At 65.3% G+C, this 17,148-nt stretch carries 19 protein-coding genes; 11 read left to right on the plus strand and 8 right to left on the minus strand.

What is annotated here, in order from left to right:
* Positions 1-93: 93 nt before the first annotated feature.
* From ppsA to dnaB, 7 genes are all read left to right on the plus strand, one after another.
* Positions 94-2,490, plus strand: coding sequence for a phosphoenolpyruvate synthase (gene ppsA, locus IG196_RS10155; protein WP_101492230.1), 2,397 nt, complete (start codon positions 94-96; stop codon positions 2,488-2,490).
* 195 nt (positions 2,491-2,685) lie between these two features.
* Positions 2,686-3,135, plus strand: coding sequence for a hypothetical protein (locus tag IG196_RS10160; protein WP_192196038.1), 450 nt, complete (start codon positions 2,686-2,688; stop codon positions 3,133-3,135).
* Positions 3,136-3,251: 116 nt separating this feature from the next.
* Positions 3,252-3,626: a 30S ribosomal protein S6 gene (gene rpsF, locus IG196_RS10165; protein ID WP_062473016.1), complete on the plus strand. Its 375-nt coding sequence runs from the start codon at positions 3,252-3,254 to the stop codon at positions 3,624-3,626.
* A gap of 4 nt (positions 3,627-3,630) precedes the next feature.
* Positions 3,631-3,945: a primosomal replication protein N gene (gene priB / locus IG196_RS10170; RefSeq protein ID WP_062473014.1), complete on the plus strand. Its 315-nt coding sequence runs from the start codon at positions 3,631-3,633 to the stop codon at positions 3,943-3,945.
* A gap of 21 nt (positions 3,946-3,966) precedes the next feature.
* Complete coding sequence (gene rpsR, locus IG196_RS10175) at positions 3,967-4,248, plus strand: 30S ribosomal protein S18 (protein ID WP_007830781.1); 282 nt, start codon at positions 3,967-3,969, stop codon at positions 4,246-4,248.
* Between the two features lie 15 nt (positions 4,249-4,263).
* Positions 4,264-4,716 carry a 50S ribosomal protein L9 gene (gene rplI / locus IG196_RS10180; RefSeq protein ID WP_101492233.1) on the plus strand — a complete coding sequence of 151 codons (453 nt, stop codon included), beginning with the start codon at positions 4,264-4,266 and terminating at the stop codon, positions 4,714-4,716.
* A gap of 172 nt (positions 4,717-4,888) precedes the next feature.
* On the plus strand, positions 4,889-6,295 hold the full coding sequence (dnaB, locus tag IG196_RS10185) for a replicative DNA helicase (RefSeq protein ID WP_192196039.1): 1,407 nt from the start codon (positions 4,889-4,891) through the stop codon (positions 6,293-6,295).
* A gap of 19 nt (positions 6,296-6,314) precedes the next feature.
* Here the strand turns inward: dnaB and IG196_RS10190 are convergent, their stop codons facing one another.
* From IG196_RS10190 to IG196_RS10225, 8 genes are all read right to left on the minus strand, one after another.
* The gene (locus IG196_RS10190; protein WP_192196040.1) at positions 6,315-7,064 is read right to left on the minus strand and encodes a helix-turn-helix transcriptional regulator; all 750 of its coding nucleotides are present in this window, start codon (positions 7,062-7,064) and stop codon (positions 6,315-6,317) included.
* Complete coding sequence (locus tag IG196_RS10195) at positions 7,064-7,531, minus strand: MGMT family protein (protein ID WP_192196041.1); 468 nt, start codon at positions 7,529-7,531, stop codon at positions 7,064-7,066. The genes IG196_RS10190 and IG196_RS10195 overlap by 1 nt, the downstream gene beginning before the upstream one ends.
* Positions 7,528-7,977 carry a GyrI-like domain-containing protein gene (locus tag IG196_RS10200; RefSeq protein ID WP_192196042.1) on the minus strand — a complete coding sequence of 150 codons (450 nt, stop codon included), beginning with the start codon at positions 7,975-7,977 and terminating at the stop codon, positions 7,528-7,530. The genes IG196_RS10195 and IG196_RS10200 overlap by 4 nt, the downstream gene beginning before the upstream one ends.
* A gap of 43 nt (positions 7,978-8,020) precedes the next feature.
* The gene (locus IG196_RS10205; protein ID WP_192196043.1) at positions 8,021-8,470 is read right to left on the minus strand and encodes an EVE domain-containing protein; all 450 of its coding nucleotides are present in this window, start codon (positions 8,468-8,470) and stop codon (positions 8,021-8,023) included.
* Positions 8,471-8,476: 6 nt separating this feature from the next.
* Positions 8,477-8,848 carry a VOC family protein gene (locus IG196_RS10210; RefSeq protein ID WP_192196044.1) on the minus strand — a complete coding sequence of 124 codons (372 nt, stop codon included), beginning with the start codon at positions 8,846-8,848 and terminating at the stop codon, positions 8,477-8,479.
* Positions 8,849-9,008: 160 nt separating this feature from the next.
* Complete coding sequence (locus IG196_RS10215) at positions 9,009-10,811, minus strand: PhoH family protein (protein ID WP_101492240.1); 1,803 nt, start codon at positions 10,809-10,811, stop codon at positions 9,009-9,011.
* Between the two features lie 214 nt (positions 10,812-11,025).
* Complete coding sequence (locus IG196_RS10220) at positions 11,026-11,502, minus strand: peroxiredoxin (protein WP_056583127.1); 477 nt, start codon at positions 11,500-11,502, stop codon at positions 11,026-11,028.
* Between the two features lie 144 nt (positions 11,503-11,646).
* Positions 11,647-12,030 carry an Mth938-like domain-containing protein gene (locus IG196_RS10225; protein ID WP_101492241.1) on the minus strand — a complete coding sequence of 128 codons (384 nt, stop codon included), beginning with the start codon at positions 12,028-12,030 and terminating at the stop codon, positions 11,647-11,649.
* Positions 12,031-12,130: 100 nt separating this feature from the next.
* Here IG196_RS10225 and IG196_RS10230 point away from each other — a divergent pair, with 100 nt between their 5' ends.
* The 4 genes from IG196_RS10230 to thrC are packed head-to-tail and all read left to right on the plus strand — an operon-like array spanning position 12,131 to position 17,146.
* A complete protein-coding gene (locus IG196_RS10230; protein WP_101492242.1) occupies positions 12,131-13,363 on the plus strand; it encodes a pyridoxal phosphate-dependent aminotransferase in 1,233 nt (410 codons plus the stop codon).
* The gene (locus tag IG196_RS10235) at positions 13,360-14,397 is read left to right on the plus strand and encodes a DUF1176 domain-containing protein (RefSeq protein WP_192196045.1); all 1,038 of its coding nucleotides are present in this window, start codon (positions 13,360-13,362) and stop codon (positions 14,395-14,397) included. Before IG196_RS10230 ends, IG196_RS10235 begins: the two co-directional genes overlap by 4 nt.
* A 14-nt stretch (positions 14,398-14,411) precedes the next feature.
* A complete protein-coding gene (locus IG196_RS10240; RefSeq protein WP_101492244.1) occupies positions 14,412-15,734 on the plus strand; it encodes a homoserine dehydrogenase in 1,323 nt (440 codons plus the stop codon).
* Positions 15,731-17,146 (plus strand): threonine synthase, encoded by a 1,416-nt coding sequence (gene thrC, locus IG196_RS10245; protein WP_192196046.1) that lies wholly within the window; start codon positions 15,731-15,733, stop codon positions 17,144-17,146. Before IG196_RS10240 ends, thrC begins: the two co-directional genes overlap by 4 nt.
* Positions 17,147-17,148: the final 2 nt, after the last annotated feature.

Below are 17,148 nucleotides of genomic sequence, written 5' to 3' on the forward strand. Positions count from 1 at the left end.
TTCCATGCACACCGCGACCGCACCCAAAGCAACGACAACGATCGTGCTGCGCCGTCTGCATGCAGCGCCGGTTTCAACTTCTGGAGCTTCCCCATGTCTGCACTTTTCGAGGCGACCGCACTGGTCGTGCCATTTGAAAACCTGAGGATGACCGACGTCGAGTCGGTTGGCGGCAAGAACGCCAGCCTCGGCGAAATGATCTCGCAGCTGCCACAGGGCGTGCGCGTGCCGACCGGTTTTGCGACCACGGCCCACGCGTTCCGTCAGTTCCTGGCGCACGACGGCCTGGCCGACAAGATCAGCAAGCGCCTTGCCGCGCTGGACACCGAAGACGTGCGCGCCCTGGCCGTGGCCGGCGCCGAAATCCGCGCCATGGTCGAGGCCCAGCCGTTCCCGGCCGACCTGCAGAAAGCCATCGGCGAAGCCTTCGCCACGCTGAGCGCCGGCAATCCGTCCGCCTCGTTCGCCGTGCGTTCGTCGGCCACCGCCGAAGACCTGCCCGACGCTTCGTTCGCCGGTCAGCAGGAAACCTTCCTGAACGTGGTCGGCATCGACGACGTGCTGCACAAGATGAAGGAGGTGTTCGCCTCCCTCTACAACGACCGCGCCATCAGCTACCGCGTGCACAAGGGCTTCGAGCACGACGTGGTCGCGCTGTCGGCCGGCGTGCAGCGCATGGTGCGCTCCGACCTCGGCGCCGCCGGCGTGATGTTCACCATCGACACCGAGTCGGGCTTCGACCAGGTCGTGTTCATCACCTCGAGCTACGGCCTGGGCGAGACGGTGGTGCAGGGCTCCGTGAATCCCGACGAGTTCTACGTGCACAAGCCGACCCTCAAGGCCGGCAAGAAGGCCGTCATTCGCCGCAACCTCGGCTCCAAGCTGATTCAGATGGAGTTCGCCACGCCTGAAGAAAAGAAGGCGAGCGGCAAGCTGGTCAAGACCACCGACGTCAAGGCCGAGCAGCGCAACCGCTACTCGCTGAGCGACGCCGACGTCGAGCAACTGGCCCGCTACGCGCTGGTCATCGAAGAACACTACGGCCGTCCGATGGACATCGAGTGGGGCAAGGACGGCACCGACGGCCACCTCTACATCCTGCAGGCGCGTCCCGAGACCGTGAAGAGCCAGCAGCAGGGCAAGGCCGAGCAGCGCTACAAGCTGCTGGGCAAGGGCGCCGTGCTGGCCGAAGGCCGTGCCATCGGCCAGAAGATCGGCACCGGTGCCGTGCGCATCGTGCACAACATCAGCGAAATGGACCAGGTGCAGGCCGGCGACGTGCTCGTCACCGACATGACCGACCCCAACTGGGAACCGGTGATGAAGCGCGCTGCCGCCATCGTCACCAACCGCGGCGGGCGCACCTGCCACGCGGCCATCATTGCGCGCGAACTCGGTATTCCGGCCGTGGTCGGCTGCGGCGACGCCACCGACCTGCTGAAGGACGGCACGCTCGTCACCGTGAGCTGCGCCGAGGGCGACACCGGCTTCATCTACGACGGCCTGCTTGAGACCGAAGTGACCGAAGTGCAGCGCGGCGTGATGCCCGAGATCGACCTGAAGATCATGATGAACGTGGGCAACCCGCAGCTTGCCTTCGACTTCGCGCAGCTGCCGAACCACGGCGTGGGCCTGGCGCGCCTGGAGTTCATCATCAACAACAACATCGGCGTGCACCCGAAGGCGATCCTCGACTACCCGAACGTCGACAACGACCTGAAGAAGGCCGTCGAATCGGTGGCCCGCGGCCATGCCTCGCCGCGTGCGTTCTACGTCGACAAGGTGACCGAAGGCGTTGCGACCATCGCTGCCGCGTTCTGGCCCAAGCCCGTCATCGTGCGCCTCTCGGACTTCAAGTCGAACGAGTACCGCAAGCTGATCGGCGGCAGCCGCTACGAGCCCGAAGAAGAGAACCCGATGCTGGGCTTCCGCGGTGCCGCTCGCTACCTGAGCGCCGACTTCGGCGAGGCCTTTGCCATGGAATGCGAGGCGCTCAAGCGCGTGCGCAACGACATGGGCCTGACCAACGTGCAGATCATGGTGCCCTTCGTGCGCACCCTGGGCCAGGCCGAGCGCGTGACCACGCTGCTGGGCGAGCACGGCCTGAAGCGCGGTGAAAACTCGCTCAAGCTGATCATGATGTGCGAGGTGCCGAGCAATGCCGTGCTGCCGGAAGAGTTCCTGAAGTTCTTCGACGGTTTCTCGATCGGCTCGAACGACCTGACCCAGCTCACCCTGGGCCTGGACCGCGACTCGGGCCTCGAGCTGCTGGCGGCCGACTTCGACGAGCGCGATCCGGCCATCAAGGCGCTGCTGAGCCGCGTCATCAAGGCCTGCAAGGCTGAAGGCAAGTACGTCGGCATCTGCGGCCAGGGCCCCAGCGACCACCCCGACTTCGCGCTGTGGCTGGCGGAGCAGGGCATCGAATCGATCTCGCTGAACCCGGACAGTGTGATCGACACCTGGCAGCAGCTGGCCCAGCGAGGCTGAGCCCGCTGCGTGATGCAACGCGGCGAATGGCGGAAATCCCCATGGGGGATTCCCCCGTGCTTGTCCCGTGCAAATGAAACAAAGTGCGTTTCCGATGTCAGACTCGTGACATTCGCAGGCGCCGTATCCCGGCTGCCCACCTGAGGCGGCACAGGCCCGCCCGGGTCCGTGTCAGCACATCGCCGGAGACCCCCCATGATTCTTGTCAAGACGGAAGCCGGACAGCAGGTCCTCAAGGACCGCTCGGTGCCGTTGACGCCGCGTCAGCGCTCGGCCTTCATCCAGTTCGACGGCAAGCGCTCGATCGACGACGTGCTCGGCTCGGGCCTGGGCATCGGGCGCGACGAGATCGAGCAGATGATCGCGCTGGACCTGCTGGCGCCACTGCCCGGTCAGCCAGTCGCAGCCGTGGCAGCAGCCCCGGCGCCTGCAGTGTCTTCCGGCCGCAGCCGGCAGCAGCGCTACAAGGATGCCTATCCCATCGCCACCCAACTGACCGGCAGCCTGGGACTGATGGGCTTCCGGCTCAACCTCCAAGTCGAGGGCACGACGAGCTACGAAGACCTCCTGGCGCTGGCGCCCAAGATCCGCGCCGCCGTGGGTGCAGAGAAGGCCGCCGCTCTCGACAAGGCCCTCAACGACTGAGGCGTCTTGCCGGATCGCGCAAGACAGGGCTATAATCGCCGGCTTTGCCTTGCCATACCGCGCCCGACGCTGCGGATGGCTTTTCCTCTTCCACGGAAGAATCCACAAGGAGTGCCATGCGTCACTACGAAATCATCTTGCTCATCCACCCGGATCAGAGCGAACAAGTTCCGGCCATGCTGGAGCGTTACAAGGGCCTGATCACGGCCGGCGGCGGCAAGGTCCACCGCGTTGAAGACTGGGGCCGCCGTCAGCTGGCTTACCAGATCAACAAGCTCAACAAGGCTCACTACCTGTGCGTCAACATCGAAGCTGAACAAGCCGTGATGGGTGAACTGGAACACGCGTTCAAGTTCAACGATGCCGTGCTGCGTCACCTGACCGTTCAGAAGAAGAAGGCCGACACCGGTCCTTCGTCGATGATGAAGACGGTCGAGCGCGAAGAGGCCCGCAAGGCCCAGCAGGCCGAATACGCCGCCAACAACAACTGATGGCGTGACGGCTGCCGCTGCGGCGACCGGGGTCAACCAGCTTCTGCTGACCGCCTCTGTCGCCGAACTCGGAACCCTGCGATACACGCCAGCCGGCCTTCCCGCCCTCGATCTGAAGCTCGACCATGAGTCGACGCTCCAGGAGGCAGGAAAGCCCCGGCAGGTGAAAACGGCCCTTAAAGCCGTTGCGTTCGGCGCCATCGCCGAGCGGCTCGCAGCGCAGTCGATGGGAAGTCTCTGGCGATTCCAGGGGTTTCTCGCGACACCGGGCAACGGCAAGCATCCGGTCCTGCACATCCAGGATTTTCAGCAAGATTAATTTTCGACAAGAGGTCCCCCAATGGCCACGTTCAAGAAATTCAACAAAGACAAGCGCCCGAAGCGCAACACCCAGTCGCTGCTGTTCAAGCGCAAGCGCTTCTGCCGTTTCACTGTCGCTGGCGTCGAAGAAATCGACTACAAGGACATCGACACGCTGCGTGACTTCATCAGCGAAAACGGCAAGATCATCCCCGCACGCCTGACCGGCACGCGCGCGATCTACCAACGTCAGCTGAACACCGCCATCAAGCGCGCGCGCTTCCTGGCCATGGTGCCGTACAGCGACCAGCACCGCGTCTAAGAAGGAGCACACACCATGCAAATCATTCTTCTGGACAAGGTTCTGAACGTCGGCGGCCTGGGCGACATCGTCAAGGTCAAGGACGGCTACGCACGCAACTTCCTGATCCCCTCGGGTCGTGCCCGTCGCGCCACCACTGCCAACAAGGCCGAATTCGAAGCCAAGCGCGTCGAGCTCGAAAAGGCTGCGGCCGCCAAGCTGGCCGAGTCGCAAGCCCAGGGCGAAAAGCTCGCCGGCTCGACCGTCAAGCTGACCCAAAAGGCTGGCGTGGACGGCCGTCTGTTCGGTTCGGTCACCAACGGCGACATCGCCGAAGAGCTGAACAAGCAAGGCTACAAGGTCGCGAAGTCGCAAGTGCGTCTGCCCAACGGCCCGATCAAGGTCGTCGGCGACAACACCGTGAGCGTCTCGCTGCACACCGACGTGGTCGTCGAGATCACCGTCACGGTCTACGGCGAAACCGCCTGATCGTTTGCAGCGCCCCGTGCGCTGACGCAAGAAAGCCGCCTTCGGGCGGCTTTTTCTTTTCTGCGCACGAGTTGTCCACCTCGCCGCACCGGAAGTTCACTGTTTATTAACAACCTTGTCCACACACGCTGCGCTCTGCGCGGCTTAGCATGCAGGGTTGCAAGGGAAGTCCATGTCCGCCGTTTTCTCCTATGCCGACAATGATTCGTCGGCCGACCGCCAGATCGCGCAATTGCGCATTCCGCCTCATTCCATCGAGGCCGAATCCAGCGTGCTGGGGGGCTTGCTGCTGGACAACGGCGCCTGGGACCGCATGGGCGACCTGCTGGTCGACGGCGACTTCTACCGTCATGAGCACAAGCTGATCTACGCGGCCATCGGCGGGCTGATCAATGCCAGCAAGCCGGCCGACGTGATCACGGTCTTCGAGCAGTTGCAGAACCTCGGCAAGGCCGACGACATCGGCGGGCTGGTCTACCTGAACTCGCTCGCGCAGTACGTGCCGAGCGCGAGCAACATCCGGCGCTACGCCGAGATCGTGCGCGAGCGTTCCATCTTGCGCAAGCTCGTGTCGGCTGCCGACGAGATCGCGACCAATGCCTTCAATCCGCAGGGCAAGGCGGTCGACAAGATCCTGGACGAAGCCGAACAGAAGATCTTCAACATCGGCGAAGAAGGCACGCGGATGAAGCAGGGCTTCCAGAGCATGGATGCCCTGGTGGTCGAGCTGCTCGACCGCGTGACCGAGATGGCCGAGAACCCGAACGACATCACGGGCGTGCGCACGGGCTTCCACGATTTCGACAAGATGACCTCGGGCCTGCAGCCCGGCGACATGATCGTGCTGGCCGCGCGTCCGTCGATGGGCAAGACCTCGCTGGCGATCAACATCGCCGAGCACGTGGCGCTCGAAGAGGGGCTGCCGGTCGCGGTGTTCTCGATGGAAATGGGTGCTGCTCAGCTCGCGGTGCGTATCGTGGGTTCCATCGGCCGCATCGACCAGGGCCACCTGCGCACCGGCAAGCTCAGCGACGAAGAGTGGCCGCGCCTGACCGAAGCCATCGAGAAGCTGCGCACGGTGTCGCTGCACATCGACGAGACGCCGGGTCTTTCGTCGAGCGAGTTGCGCGCCAATGCGCGCCGGCTGGCGCGCCAGTACGGGCGCCTCGGCCTGATCGTGGTCGACTACCTGCAGCTCATGTCGACCAGCAGTTCGGGCGACGAGAACCGCGCCACGGCCGTGGGCGAAATCTCGCGCGGCCTGAAGATGCTGGCCAAGGAACTGAAGTGCCCGGTGATCGCGTTGTCGCAGCTCAGCCGCGGCGTGGAAGCCCGGACCGACAAGCGTCCCATGATGAGCGACTTGCGCGAATCCGGCGCCATCGAGCAGGACGCGGACATCATCATGTTCATCTACCGCGACGACTACTACAACAAGGAGTCGAAGGAGCCGGGCGTGGCCGAGGTGATCATCAGCAAGCACCGGAATGGCCCGACCGGCACCGTGAAGCTGGCCTTCCTGAAGCCGATCACCAAGTTCGAGAACCTGGTCGGCTACAGCAACAACGACGACTACTGATCGGCCGCGCGGCAGGCCGTCAGCAGGCGTCGCAGCCGGGTTCGGGCGTCGAGGTTGGCGGCTTCTGCTCCCACACCTTGTGCCGCGCCGCCTCGGCCTTCACCTGCCGAAGCAGGTCGGCCAGCGTCTTGCCGGGTTCGTCCTGAAAGCGCGTGGCGAGCACGTCCACCGCCTCCATGCGATCGACCCGGAAGCCGCGGAAATCGTTGCGCAACTCGCACCATGTCGAGAGCGTCCACACCTTGCCCCAGTAGAAACAGCCCAACGGCCGCACCGTGCGCTCGCTGGTATCGCCCGAGACGTCGCGGTAGTGCAGTCGCAGCTTCTGGTGGGCCTGCACGGCCTCGCGCAGCGTCTGCAGCCGGGCGCGCAAAGCGTCGTCGAGGCCGAGCGCGGGTGCATACAGCGCCAGCGCCTCGGCCGAGACGCGAGCCGCCGGCGGCAGCACCGACAAAATCTTTCCCAGGCCTGTCTCGATGCTGCGCGCCATCGCCGGATCGACCCAGCTCTGGGTCATGCGCGCTGCGGCCACGAGCGCTGCGGCCTCGTCCTGGGTGAACATCAACGGCGGCAATTCGAAGCCTGCGCCGAGCCGGTAGCCGACGCCGGCTTCGCCTTCGATCGGCACACCCTGGTGCTGCAGGTCGGCCACGTCGCGGTACACCGTGCGCTCCGACACCTCCAGGCGCTGTGCCAGAAACGCGGCCGTGGTGAGCCGGCGGCCGCGGATGAGCTGCACGAGCTGGAAGAGGCGGTCGGCGCGGCGCATCAACGCGTTCCGACGAGTTTCCTGGCGAAGTCCTCGACAAAGTAGCGCTTGCCGCGCTGGACCACGGTGTGGCCTTCGGTCTCGAGCCGTGACATCTGGGCCTCGATGCCGCCTGGGTACTTGGGGTTGAGCTCGCCGCCAATCTTGAGCGTGCGCCAGTAGGGTGTTTGGTCGGCGCCGGTCATGGCTTCCTCGGTGGCGTGCGCCACCATGTGGGCGAAGATCGCTGTGGTCACGGTGCAGCCGATGGTGGCCTGGTGGCGCGCCGCGATCTCTTCGCCGATGCCGAGCACGGTCGCGAGCCGGCCTTCGGGCACGCCGCGCATCGCCTCCTCGACTTCGGCGGGCGAGGGCGTGGCGATGGTGCCCTCGCCATGCCGCGCGCGCATGGCCGGGGGAATGGCCTTCACGTTCGGCAGGTTCGGGTAGCCGGCCAGCCTGTCGCGCCAGCCCTTGCGTGTACTCATGAGACTCCGATGTGGATCGCCACTGCGTCCGGCCCCTCGTAGGCTTCGAAATCGCTGCGGTAGCGGCGAACGATTTCCGGATGCGCCTCGAAATACTGCCAGATGCGCTGCCACGTGGCGATCACCATCTGCGGCATCTCGCCGCGGCCGGTGAACACGAGGTAGTCGCCTGCTTCAATGGCGACACTGTCTGCGCCCTCCGAGACGGCCACGCCGGCCGTCACGTCGAAGGCGCCGTGCGCATCCGATTCGTAGGCGGAGTAGACGCTGAAGATGCGCGTGTCGCCGGTGCGGTGCGGCGTCGAGTCGTAGGTCTGCTCGCCGAAGAAGCGGTTCCACAGTGCGCCGATGCGCGCGGTGGCGGGGTCGATCTCTTCGCGGTTGGTGGTGCGTGCCGTGAGGCCGGAGACCCGGAAGGCGTCGTGGTGTTGGCGGATGGGGTCCATGCGTTTTTTCTCCGGAGGTGTCGGATGAGGAGGGCGAAGGCGCTCAAAACAGGAGCGCCTTCGGTTCGGCCTTCATCGTCTGTGCGATCAGTTTCATGTCGATGTCAGTGATGTCGAACAGGCCGAAGCGGAATTTGTAGCCCCATTGCTTCGGGGTTTCGATGAAGGCGAGGCGTTCGATCAACGGGGCGATGGGCGCCTCGTGCGCGGCGACGTAGGCCACGTCGCGACGCCACGGGACGAAGCCGTTGCCCATGTCGAACTCGTAGGGATCGCCAGGCTGGACGATGCCGAGCGACACGAAGCTCTGCAGCTTGTCCGAGCCGCCGAATACCGTGGCCGGCGAATAGTAGGCGACGCGGTCGCCCGCTGCCACGCGCTTGAGCGGCGCGAGCTTGCCGTGGCCCAGTTGCATGAACCCGAGCGGCCGGTGGTCCCGCCCGCGCCGGGCATGCTCGGCGCTGGCGACCGCAATCCAGTTGCGTTGTGCCATGGTGTCTCAGGCCGGGGCGTGCAGGCCGACTTCGTTGCCTTCGGTGTCGCGCAGGTGGGCGATGAAGCCCATGCCGGGCGGCAGCGCCGACTTGGGCGCCACGATCTGTCCACCGGCCGCCGCGACGCGCGAGAGCACGGCATCGATGCCGGTGCAGTCGAGGTAGACGCGGATGCCGCTGCCGGCCTGCGCGCTGGTGTTGGCACCGGGCTTCAGCGCGCCGCCGGTGGCGGGCTCGTCGTAGGGGAACACGACCAAGGGGTTGCCGCCGAAGTCCTCGCGGCGCAGCTTGCGCGCGAGCACGGTTTCGTAGAAGGCCTGGGCGCGGTCCAGGTCGGCGACGGGAATCTCGAACCAGGTGATGGCGGTGGTTGTCATGAGGTGCTCGCTTTCGTTCGTTGTTGCGTTGGAAGGAGCCTGCATGGTGCGAGCCGCCTCCTGACAACGTCTTGTCAGTAGCCTGTCATGGCGGACGAAAAAAAAAGCCCGCGATGCTCCAGGAGCATGCGCGGGCTGGTGTTGGCCGGGGCCGATGAACTTAGAGCACGTCGCTTGCGAAATCGGCCAGACGTGAGCGTTCGCCGCGCGCTAGCGTGATGTGCCCGCCGTGCGGCCAGCCCTTGAACTTGTCGACCGCGAAGGTCAGGCCCGAGGAGCCTTCGGTGAGGTAGGGCGTGTCGATCTGCGCGAGGTTGCCCATGCAGATGATCTTCGTGCCGGGGCCGGCGCGGGTGATCAGCGTCTTCATCTGCTTGGGTGTGAGGTTCTGTGCCTCGTCGATGATCACGTACTTGTTCAGGAAGGTGCGTCCGCGCATGAAGTTCATGCTCTTGACCTTGATGCGGCTGCGGATCAGCTCGTTGGTGGCCGCGCGGCCCCACTCGCCGGCACCGCCGCCATCGCCCTTGGCCAGGAACTCGAGGTTGTCGTCGAGCGCGCCCATCCAGGGGCCCATCTTTTCTTCCTCGGTGCCGGGCAGGAAGCCGATGTCTTCACCGACGCTCACCGTGGCGCGGGTCATGATGATCTCGGTGTAGCGGCGGTCGTCGAGCACCTGCGTGAGGCCCGAGGCCAGCGCCATCAGGGTCTTGCCGGTGCCGGCCGTGCCGGTCAGTGTGACGAAGTCGATCTCCGGGTCCATCAACAGGTTCATCGCGAAGTTCTGCTCGCGGTTGCGCGTGTTCACGCCCCACACGGCGTTCTTGCCCGAGCTGTAGTCCTTGAGCGTCTTGAGCACCGCGGTCTTGTCGCGAATTTCGGTGACGCGCGCGTACATGCTCGGCTCGCCCGGCGCCTCGAAGAAGACGAACTGGTTGATGTACAGGTTGGGCACGATCGGACCGCTGATTCGGTAGAAGGTGTTGCTTCCGCTCTGCCAGCTTTCGACGGTCTTGCTCTGGCGAGTCCAGAAGTCGGGTGGGAGCGCGAGCGAACCGGCGTAGAGCAGGTCGCCGTCTTCCAGCGTCTTGTCGTTCTGGTAGTCGTCGGTGGCCAGGCCCAGCGCGCGCGCCTTGACGCGCATGTTGATGTCCTTGGACACCAGCACCACTTCCTGCTTCGCCTTGCCCGGGCGGTCTTTCGCGTATTCGTCGCGCAGAGCCTGGACCACGCCCAGGATCTGGTTGTCGGCCTTGCCCTGGGGCAGGCTGACCGGCAGCGAATAGTCGAGCGGCGCGGTCTGGAAGAACAGTCGGCCGCCGGCCTCGCGATGGCCGGTGGTGTCGAGCTTCAGGCCCTTGTCGATGTCGGCGTCCTGCGCACCGGCCAACGCATCGAGCGTGCGGCTGGTCTGGCGGCCGTTGCGTGCGACTTCGGTTGTGCCTTTTTTGTGGCCGTCGAGCTCTTCCAGCACGATCATCGGCAGGAAGATGTCGTGCTCCTCGAAGCGGAACAAGCACATCGGGTCGTGCAGCAGCACGTTCGTGTCGAGCACGAACAGCTTGGCCGGACCGGTCGACTTGCGCTTGGGGCGCGCCGGGCTATGGAGCGACGCGACAGGTGCGACGGCGGCGGGCGGCGGCGTGGGCACGCGCGTCTCGACCTGCACCATTGCGGGCTGTGGTTGCTGCTGCGGTGCGCTCACCGGTGCCGACGTGGGCGCCGGGGCGGGCGCAGCCTTCGTTTTCGATCGGCGTGCCGGACGCGCGGCCGGCGCATCGCCGCCGCCTTCGGTGCCGAGGTTGTCGAACAGCTCCAGCGGCTGCGGCCCGCTCTTGGCGGGAGCGTCGTCGCGCGCGTCGCCGGAGCGGCGCGAGCTTCTGTGCGAGGAGCGGGCGGGTGCATCGATCGCATCCGGCGAGAGCAATGCGGCGCGTTTCGTGGGGGCGGGAGGCAATGGCATGGGTCAGGTCGCTCGCAAGAAAAGGGGGGAACCGGAAAACGAAAAAGCCGCCTGTAAACCCAGGCGGCTTCGTTCGGTGGATGCGGTCGTGGAGCTCAACGGCATGAAGCCATTATGCACACCGCGAAAGACGCACCGGAGGCTCTTTGCGTACCGCGTGGGGCAATTCCCACGACTTGACGCAAAAGCGCACGCCCGGTGCCCTGCAGCGCGATCAGGCCGCCTTCTTGAGCGCCTTGACAGCCTTGAGCACGTCTTCGACATGGCCCGGGACCTTGAGTCCGCGCCATTCGGCCTTCAGGATGCCATCGGCGCCGATCAGGAAGGTGCTGCGCTCGATGCCCTTGACCTTCTTGCCGTACATGATCTTGTTCTTGACCACGCCGAACATGTGGCACATTTTTTCTTCGGTGTCGGCAATCAGTTCGAACGGGAGTTCGAGCTTGGCCTTGAATTCGTCGTGCGACTTCATGTTGTCGCGCGACACGCCGAAGACGGTGGCACCTGCTTTTTCGAAGTCTTTGTAGTGATCGCGAAACTGCATCGCTTCGGTCGTGCAACCCGGAGTGTTATCTTTCGGGTAAAAATACATGACCAGCACGTGGCCGAGGTGCGAGGTATTCGAGACCTTCAGGCCGCCCGTGGCGTTGGCGTCGAATTCAGGAATGGGTTTGTTGACAACGATCGCCATGAAACTTGTTTTCTCCGTTAGATTCCGTTCTCCGAGCCCTCTCAGCCTTTTTCGGGCTTGCTCGATGAACGGAGGATTGGTCGTTGCTAACTCTGGGTAGCTGGCCGGTTCGCAACCCGGTATTTTACCTCGAAAACCCCTCCCTCAGCCACCCGCCGGGCTCTCGACGAGCAGGGCGGCGATCACGTGCCGGCCTTCGCCGGCCAGGATGTTGTAGGTTCGGCAGGCCGCTGGGGTGTCCATGGTCTCCACGCCGGTGCGTTGCGCCATCAGGGGCTGCAGCCATGCGGGCTGGGGAAATCGGATGCGGGTTCCGCTGCCGAAAATAACCAATTCGGCGCCCAAAGAGGCCAATTGCGCGAAATGTTCGGGGCCTAGCTCGTCGAAACGCGTGCAATCCCAGACAAAGCGTTCGCCACGCGAACCCACGACGACACTGCCCTCCACCTTTTCGTTGTTGATCGCGACCCAGCCGGGGCCGTGTGCGGTGAGGGTCTGGGCGTCGGATTTGTCGGGCTGGAGCTTCATCGGGGCACTGGGAACTGTGGTCAAATTATAGGTTTTCCCTAGTGACACGAGGCCCGCAAGGGCCTTTGACCTTCGAGTAAACCCGCCCGGGAGGGCCCCTTTGAAGCAGCTCAAGAAATCGGCCAAGCTGGCCAACGTCCTCTATGACATCCGCGGTCCCATCATGGACGCCGCCAAGCAGATGGAGGAAGAAGGCCAGAAGATCATCAAGCTCAACATCGGCAATCTGGCCGTGTTCGGGTTCGATGCGCCTGAGGAGATCCAGCAGGACATGATCCGCAACCTGCCGACCTCGGCGGGTTACTCGGACAGCAAGGGTGTTTTCGCGGCGCGCAAGGCCGTGATGCACGAGACCCAGAAGCAGGGCATCGCGGGCGTCACGCTCGATGACATCTACCTGGGCAACGGCGCCAGCGAGCTGATCGCCATGTCGACCAACGCGCTGCTCAACGACGGCGACGAGCTGCTGCTGCCGGCCCCCGACTACCCGCTGTGGACCGCCTCCACGAGCCTGTCGGGCGGCACGCCGGTGCACTACCTGTGCGACGAGGACAACGGCTGGATGCCGAACCTGGCCGACATCCGCGCCAAGATCACGCCGCGCACCAAGGGCATCGTGGTCATCAACCCGAACAATCCGACCGGCGCGCTCTATTCCGACGACCTGCTCAAGAGCCTCGTCGAGATCGCCCGCGAGCACGGCCTCGTCATCTTCGCCGACGAGGTCTACGACAAGGTGCTGTACGACGGTGTCAAGCACACCGCCATCGCCAGCCTGTCGACCGACGTGCTCACGCTGACCTTCAATTCGCTCTCCAAGAGCTACCGCTCGTGCGGCTACCGCGCCGGCTGGCTCGTGGTGTCGGGCGACAAGCGCAGCGCACAGGACTACATCGAGGGCCTGAACATGCTCTCGAACATGCGCCTGTGCGCCAACGTGCCGGGCCAGTGGGCGATCCAGACGGCGCTCGGCGGTTACCAGAGCATCAACGACCTCGTGTGCGAGGGTGGCCGCCTGCGTCGCCAGCGCGACCTGGCCTACGAACTGATCACCGCCATTCCGGGCGTGAGCTGCGTCAAGCCCAGCGCCGCGCTCTACATGTTTCCCAAGCTCGACCCCGAGGTCTATCCGATCGCGGACGACCGCCAGTTCTTCCTCGAGCTGCTGAAAGAAACCCGCGTGATGCTGGTGCAGGGCACCGGCTTCAACTGGGCCACGCCGGACCACTTCCGCATCGTGTTCCTGCCCCACGAAGACGACTTGCGCGAGGCCATCAATCGCATCGCCAAGTTCCTGGAGCAGTACCGGTTGCGTCGCAAGACGGGACCATGAAATCCGCCTGCGTCGCTGTCGCGCTGTTGCTGGGCGCACTGTCTGTCGGCGCGGCCGGGAAGAAAGAGCTGGTCTCGTTCTCGCACAACGACTGGGAGCTGGTCTGCGACAACACGCGCACCTGCCGCGCCGCCGGCTACCAGGCGGACGGCGGGGAACACCAGCAGGTGTCGATGCTGATCACTCGCGTGGCGGGGCCGAACACGGCCCTCGACATCCAGCTGCAGATCGGCGATGACGGCGGTGCCAAGGGGCTGCTGCGCTTCAAGGTCGGCAAGGCGGCCCTGTCCGGCCTCGACGCGGGAACCGCCAGCTTCGACGAGGGCCAGATCCGCGCCGTGCTGCCCGAGCTGCTCAAGAGCGACGACGCCACCGTCACGGCCAACGGCGGCAAGAAGTGGACGCTGTCGCTCGCCGGCCTCAACGCCGTGCTGCTGAAAATGGACGAAACGCAGGGGCGCGTCGGCACCCCGGGCGCGTTGGTGCGCAAGGGCACCAAGGCCGAATCTTCCGTGCTGCCGCCAGTGCCCATGCCCGTCGTCAATGTCGTCAAGCCGCCCAAGGCAAAGCCCGGCGACGCCGCGCTGCCCGCACGCATCTTTCCGTCGCTCGACATCGCCGCAGTGAAGGAACAGTGCAACAACAGCACGGACTTCAGCGCCAAGTCGCTCGAAATCGTCCGCCTGAGCGGCAGCAAGGTGCTGCTGTCCATGGGCTGCGGCATGGGCGCGTACAACTATTCGAGCCTGCTCTGGATCGCCAACGACAAGCCGCCCTACGCGCCGGTGTCCCTCGAGGCGAACGGCGACTTCGACGACAGCGATGCCAGCGTCACCTCGGCCATGAAAGGCCGCGGCATCGGCGACTGCTGGTCGAGCGAAACCTGGCACTTCAACGGCACGACCTTCGTGCGCACCGGCGCGTCCGGCGACGGCATGTGCCGCGGCTTCGCAGGCGGCGCCTGGAGCCTGCCGCGCTACGTCAGCCGCCTCGTGGACGCCGCAGCACCGCCCCTCACCTCCTCCAAACCATGAACGCGACCCCTCCCATGAAATCCATCCAAGTAGGCCTGCTCGGCGCAGGCACGGTCGGCAGCGGCACCTTCAAGGTGCTCCAGCGCAACCAGGAAGAAATCAAGCGCCGCGCCGGCCGCGGCATCGAGATCACCATGGTGGCCGACCTCGACACCGCCCGTGCTCGCGAAGTGGCCGGTGAAGGCGTGACCGTGGTCGCCGATGCGCGCGAAGTCATCGCCAACCCCGACATCGACATCGTCATCGAGCTCATCGGCGGCTACGGCATCGCCAAGCAGCTCGTGCTCGAAGCCATCGCGGCCGGCAAGCACGTGGTCACAGCCAACAAGGCACTGCTCGCCGTGCACGGCACCGAGATCTTCGCCGCCGCGCACGCCAAGGGCGTGATGGTGGCCTTCGAGGCCGCGGTGGCCGGCGGCATCCCGATCATCAAGGCGCTGCGCGAAGGCCTCACCGCCAACAGCATCCAGTGGCTGGCCGGCATCATCAACGGCACGACCAACTTCATCCTGTCCGAGATGCGCGACAAGGGCCTCGATTTCGCCACCGTGCTGAAGGAAGCCCAGCGGCTGGGCTACGCCGAAGCCGACCCGACCTTCGACATCGAAGGCGTCGACGCCGCGCACAAGGTCACGCTGATGAGCGCCATCGCCTTCGGCATCCCCGTGCAGTTCGACAAGGCGCACGTCGAGGGCATCACCAAGCTCGCCGCACAAGACATCAAGTACGCCGAACAACTCGGCTACCGCATCAAGCTGCTGGGCATCACCAAGCGCACCGCCCAGGGCATCGAGCTGCGCGTGCACCCGTCGCTCGTGCCGTCCAAGCGCCTGCTGGCGAATGTCGAAGGCGCCATGAACGCCGTGGTCGTGCACGGCGACGCCGTCGGCACCACGCTGTACTACGGCAAGGGCGCCGGCAGCGAGCCGACCGCCAGCGCCGTCATTGCCGACCTCGTCGACATCACCCGCCTGCACACCGCCGACGCCGCACACCGCGTGCCGCACCTGGCCTTCCACCCCGATGCCATGAGCGACCTGAAGGTGCTGCCGATGTCGGAAGTCGTCACCAGCTACTACCTGCGCCTGCGCGTGGCCGACCAGGCCGGCGTGCTCGCCAAGGTGACGGGCCTGCTGGCCACCGCCGGCATCAGCATCGACGCCGTGCTGCAGCGCGAAGCCGACGAAGTGGGCGGTGAAGGCTCCACGCAGACCGACCTCATCATCCTCACGCACGACGCGCGCGAAGGCACCGTCGACGACGTCATGGCCGAGCTGCAGGCGCTGCCGACCGTGCTCGAACCCATCGTGCGCATCCGCAAGGAAGAGTTGAAGTGAACTACCTGAGCACCCGCGGCCACCCCGACCGCAAGCGCTTCTGCGAAATCCTCCTCGAAGGCCTCGCGCCCGATGGCGGCCTGTACCTGCCCGAGACGTACCCGCAGGTCGACACCGCCACGCTCGCCAAATGGCGCACGCTGCCGTACAACGAGCTGGCCTTCGAGATCCTCTCGCTGTACATCGACGACATTCCCGCAGCCGACCTGAAGGCGATCTGCGCGAAGACCTACACGGCCGAAGTGTTCGGCTCCGACGAGATCGTGCCGCTGCGCGAGCTCGAAGACGGCGTGTACCTCGAAGCCCTGTCCAACGGCCCCACGCTGGCCTTCAAGGACATGGCGATGCAGCTGCTGGGCAACCTGTTCGAGTACGAACTGGCCCGCCGCGGCGCCGAGCTCAACATCCTGGGCGCGACCAGCGGCGACACCGGCAGTGCGGCCGAGTACGCCATGCGCGGCAAGAAGGGCGTGCGCGTCTTCATGACCTCGCCCGACGGCCGCATGAGCCCGTTCCAGCAGGCGCAGATGTTCAGCCTGCAAGACGAGAACATCCACAACATCGCCATCACCGGCGTGTTCGACGACTGCCAGGACATCGTCAAGGCGGTGTCGAACGACCTGGGCTTCAAGCGCAAGTACCGCATCGGCACGGTCAACTCGATCAACTGGGCGCGCCTGCTGGCGCAGGTCGTCTACTACTTCGCGGGCTACTTCCAGGCCACGGCGAGCAACGACAAGCCCGTGAGCTTCACCGTGCCCTCGGGCAACTTCGGCAACGTCTGCGCGGGCCACGTGGCACGCATGATGGGCCTGCCGATCCAGACGTTGGTGGTCGCCACCAACGAGAACGACGTGCTCGACGAGTTCTTCCGCACCGGCGTGTACCGCGTGCGCGCGGCGGTCGACACGCACGAAACCTCGAGCCCGTCGATGGACATCAGCAAGGCCAGCAACTTCGAGCGCTTCGTGTTCGACCTGGTCGGTCGCGATGCGGCTCGCCTGCGCCAGCTGTTCGTGGACGACCTGGGCCTGCGCGGCAGCTTCGACCTGAGCGCTGATCCGGCGTTCCAGCAGGCGGCCGAGCGCTTTGGCTTCCGCAGCGGCCGCAGCACGCATGCCGACCGGCTCGCGATGATCCGCGACACCGAGAAGCGCTTCGCCACGCTGATCGACCCGCACACCGCCGACGGCCTGAAGGCCGCGCGCGAGCAACGGGTACCCGGCGTGCCGATGGTGGTGCTCGAAACCGCACTGCCGATCAAGTTCGCGGCCACGGTGGTCGAGGCGCTGGGCGAGGAGCCCGCACGCCCGAAGAAGTTCGAAGGCATCGAAGCCTTGCCCAAGCGCGTGGTCCAGCTGCCGGCCGATGCCGAGGCCGTCAAGGCCTACATCGCCGAGCACTGCGACTGACG

This window comes from Variovorax sp. 38R (assembly GCF_014843395.1).
Classification (GTDB): Bacteria; Pseudomonadota; Gammaproteobacteria; order Burkholderiales; family Burkholderiaceae_C; genus Variovorax; species Variovorax paradoxus_H.

What these genes read in the sequence shown, in the direction of transcription:
- rpsR (WP_007830781.1), top strand. Translation starts at nt 3,967, where the DNA reads ATGGCCACGTTCAAGAAATTCAACAAAGACAAGCGCCCGAAGCGCAAC.
- IG196_RS10235 (WP_192196045.1), top strand. Translation starts at nt 13,360, where the DNA reads ATGAAATCCGCCTGCGTCGCTGTCGCGCTGTTGCTGGGCGCACTGTCT.
- rplI (WP_101492233.1), top strand. Translation starts at nt 4,264, where the DNA reads ATGCAAATCATTCTTCTGGACAAGGTTCTGAACGTCGGCGGCCTGGGC.
- IG196_RS10240 (WP_101492244.1), top strand. Translation starts at nt 14,412, where the DNA reads ATGAAATCCATCCAAGTAGGCCTGCTCGGCGCAGGCACGGTCGGCAGC.
- ppsA (WP_101492230.1), top strand. Translation starts at nt 94, where the DNA reads ATGTCTGCACTTTTCGAGGCGACCGCACTGGTCGTGCCATTTGAAAAC.
- IG196_RS10215 (WP_101492240.1), bottom strand. Translation starts at nt 10,811, where the DNA reads ATGCCATTGCCTCCCGCCCCCACGAAACGCGCCGCATTGCTCTCGCCG.
- IG196_RS10210 (WP_192196044.1), bottom strand. Translation starts at nt 8,848, where the DNA reads ATGACAACCACCGCCATCACCTGGTTCGAGATTCCCGTCGCCGACCTG.
- IG196_RS10190 (WP_192196040.1), bottom strand. Translation starts at nt 7,064, where the DNA reads ATGCGCCGCGCCGACCGCCTCTTCCAGCTCGTGCAGCTCATCCGCGGC.
- IG196_RS10220 (WP_056583127.1), bottom strand. Translation starts at nt 11,502, where the DNA reads ATGGCGATCGTTGTCAACAAACCCATTCCTGAATTCGACGCCAACGCC.
- IG196_RS10195 (WP_192196041.1), bottom strand. Translation starts at nt 7,531, where the DNA reads ATGAGTACACGCAAGGGCTGGCGCGACAGGCTGGCCGGCTACCCGAAC.
- rpsF (WP_062473016.1), top strand. Translation starts at nt 3,252, where the DNA reads ATGCGTCACTACGAAATCATCTTGCTCATCCACCCGGATCAGAGCGAA.
- IG196_RS10205 (WP_192196043.1), bottom strand. Translation starts at nt 8,470, where the DNA reads ATGGCACAACGCAACTGGATTGCGGTCGCCAGCGCCGAGCATGCCCGG.
- IG196_RS10225 (WP_101492241.1), bottom strand. Translation starts at nt 12,030, where the DNA reads ATGAAGCTCCAGCCCGACAAATCCGACGCCCAGACCCTCACCGCACAC.
- dnaB (WP_192196039.1), top strand. Translation starts at nt 4,889, where the DNA reads ATGTCCGCCGTTTTCTCCTATGCCGACAATGATTCGTCGGCCGACCGC.
- IG196_RS10200 (WP_192196042.1), bottom strand. Translation starts at nt 7,977, where the DNA reads ATGGACCCCATCCGCCAACACCACGACGCCTTCCGGGTCTCCGGCCTC.
- IG196_RS10160 (WP_192196038.1), top strand. Translation starts at nt 2,686, where the DNA reads ATGATTCTTGTCAAGACGGAAGCCGGACAGCAGGTCCTCAAGGACCGC.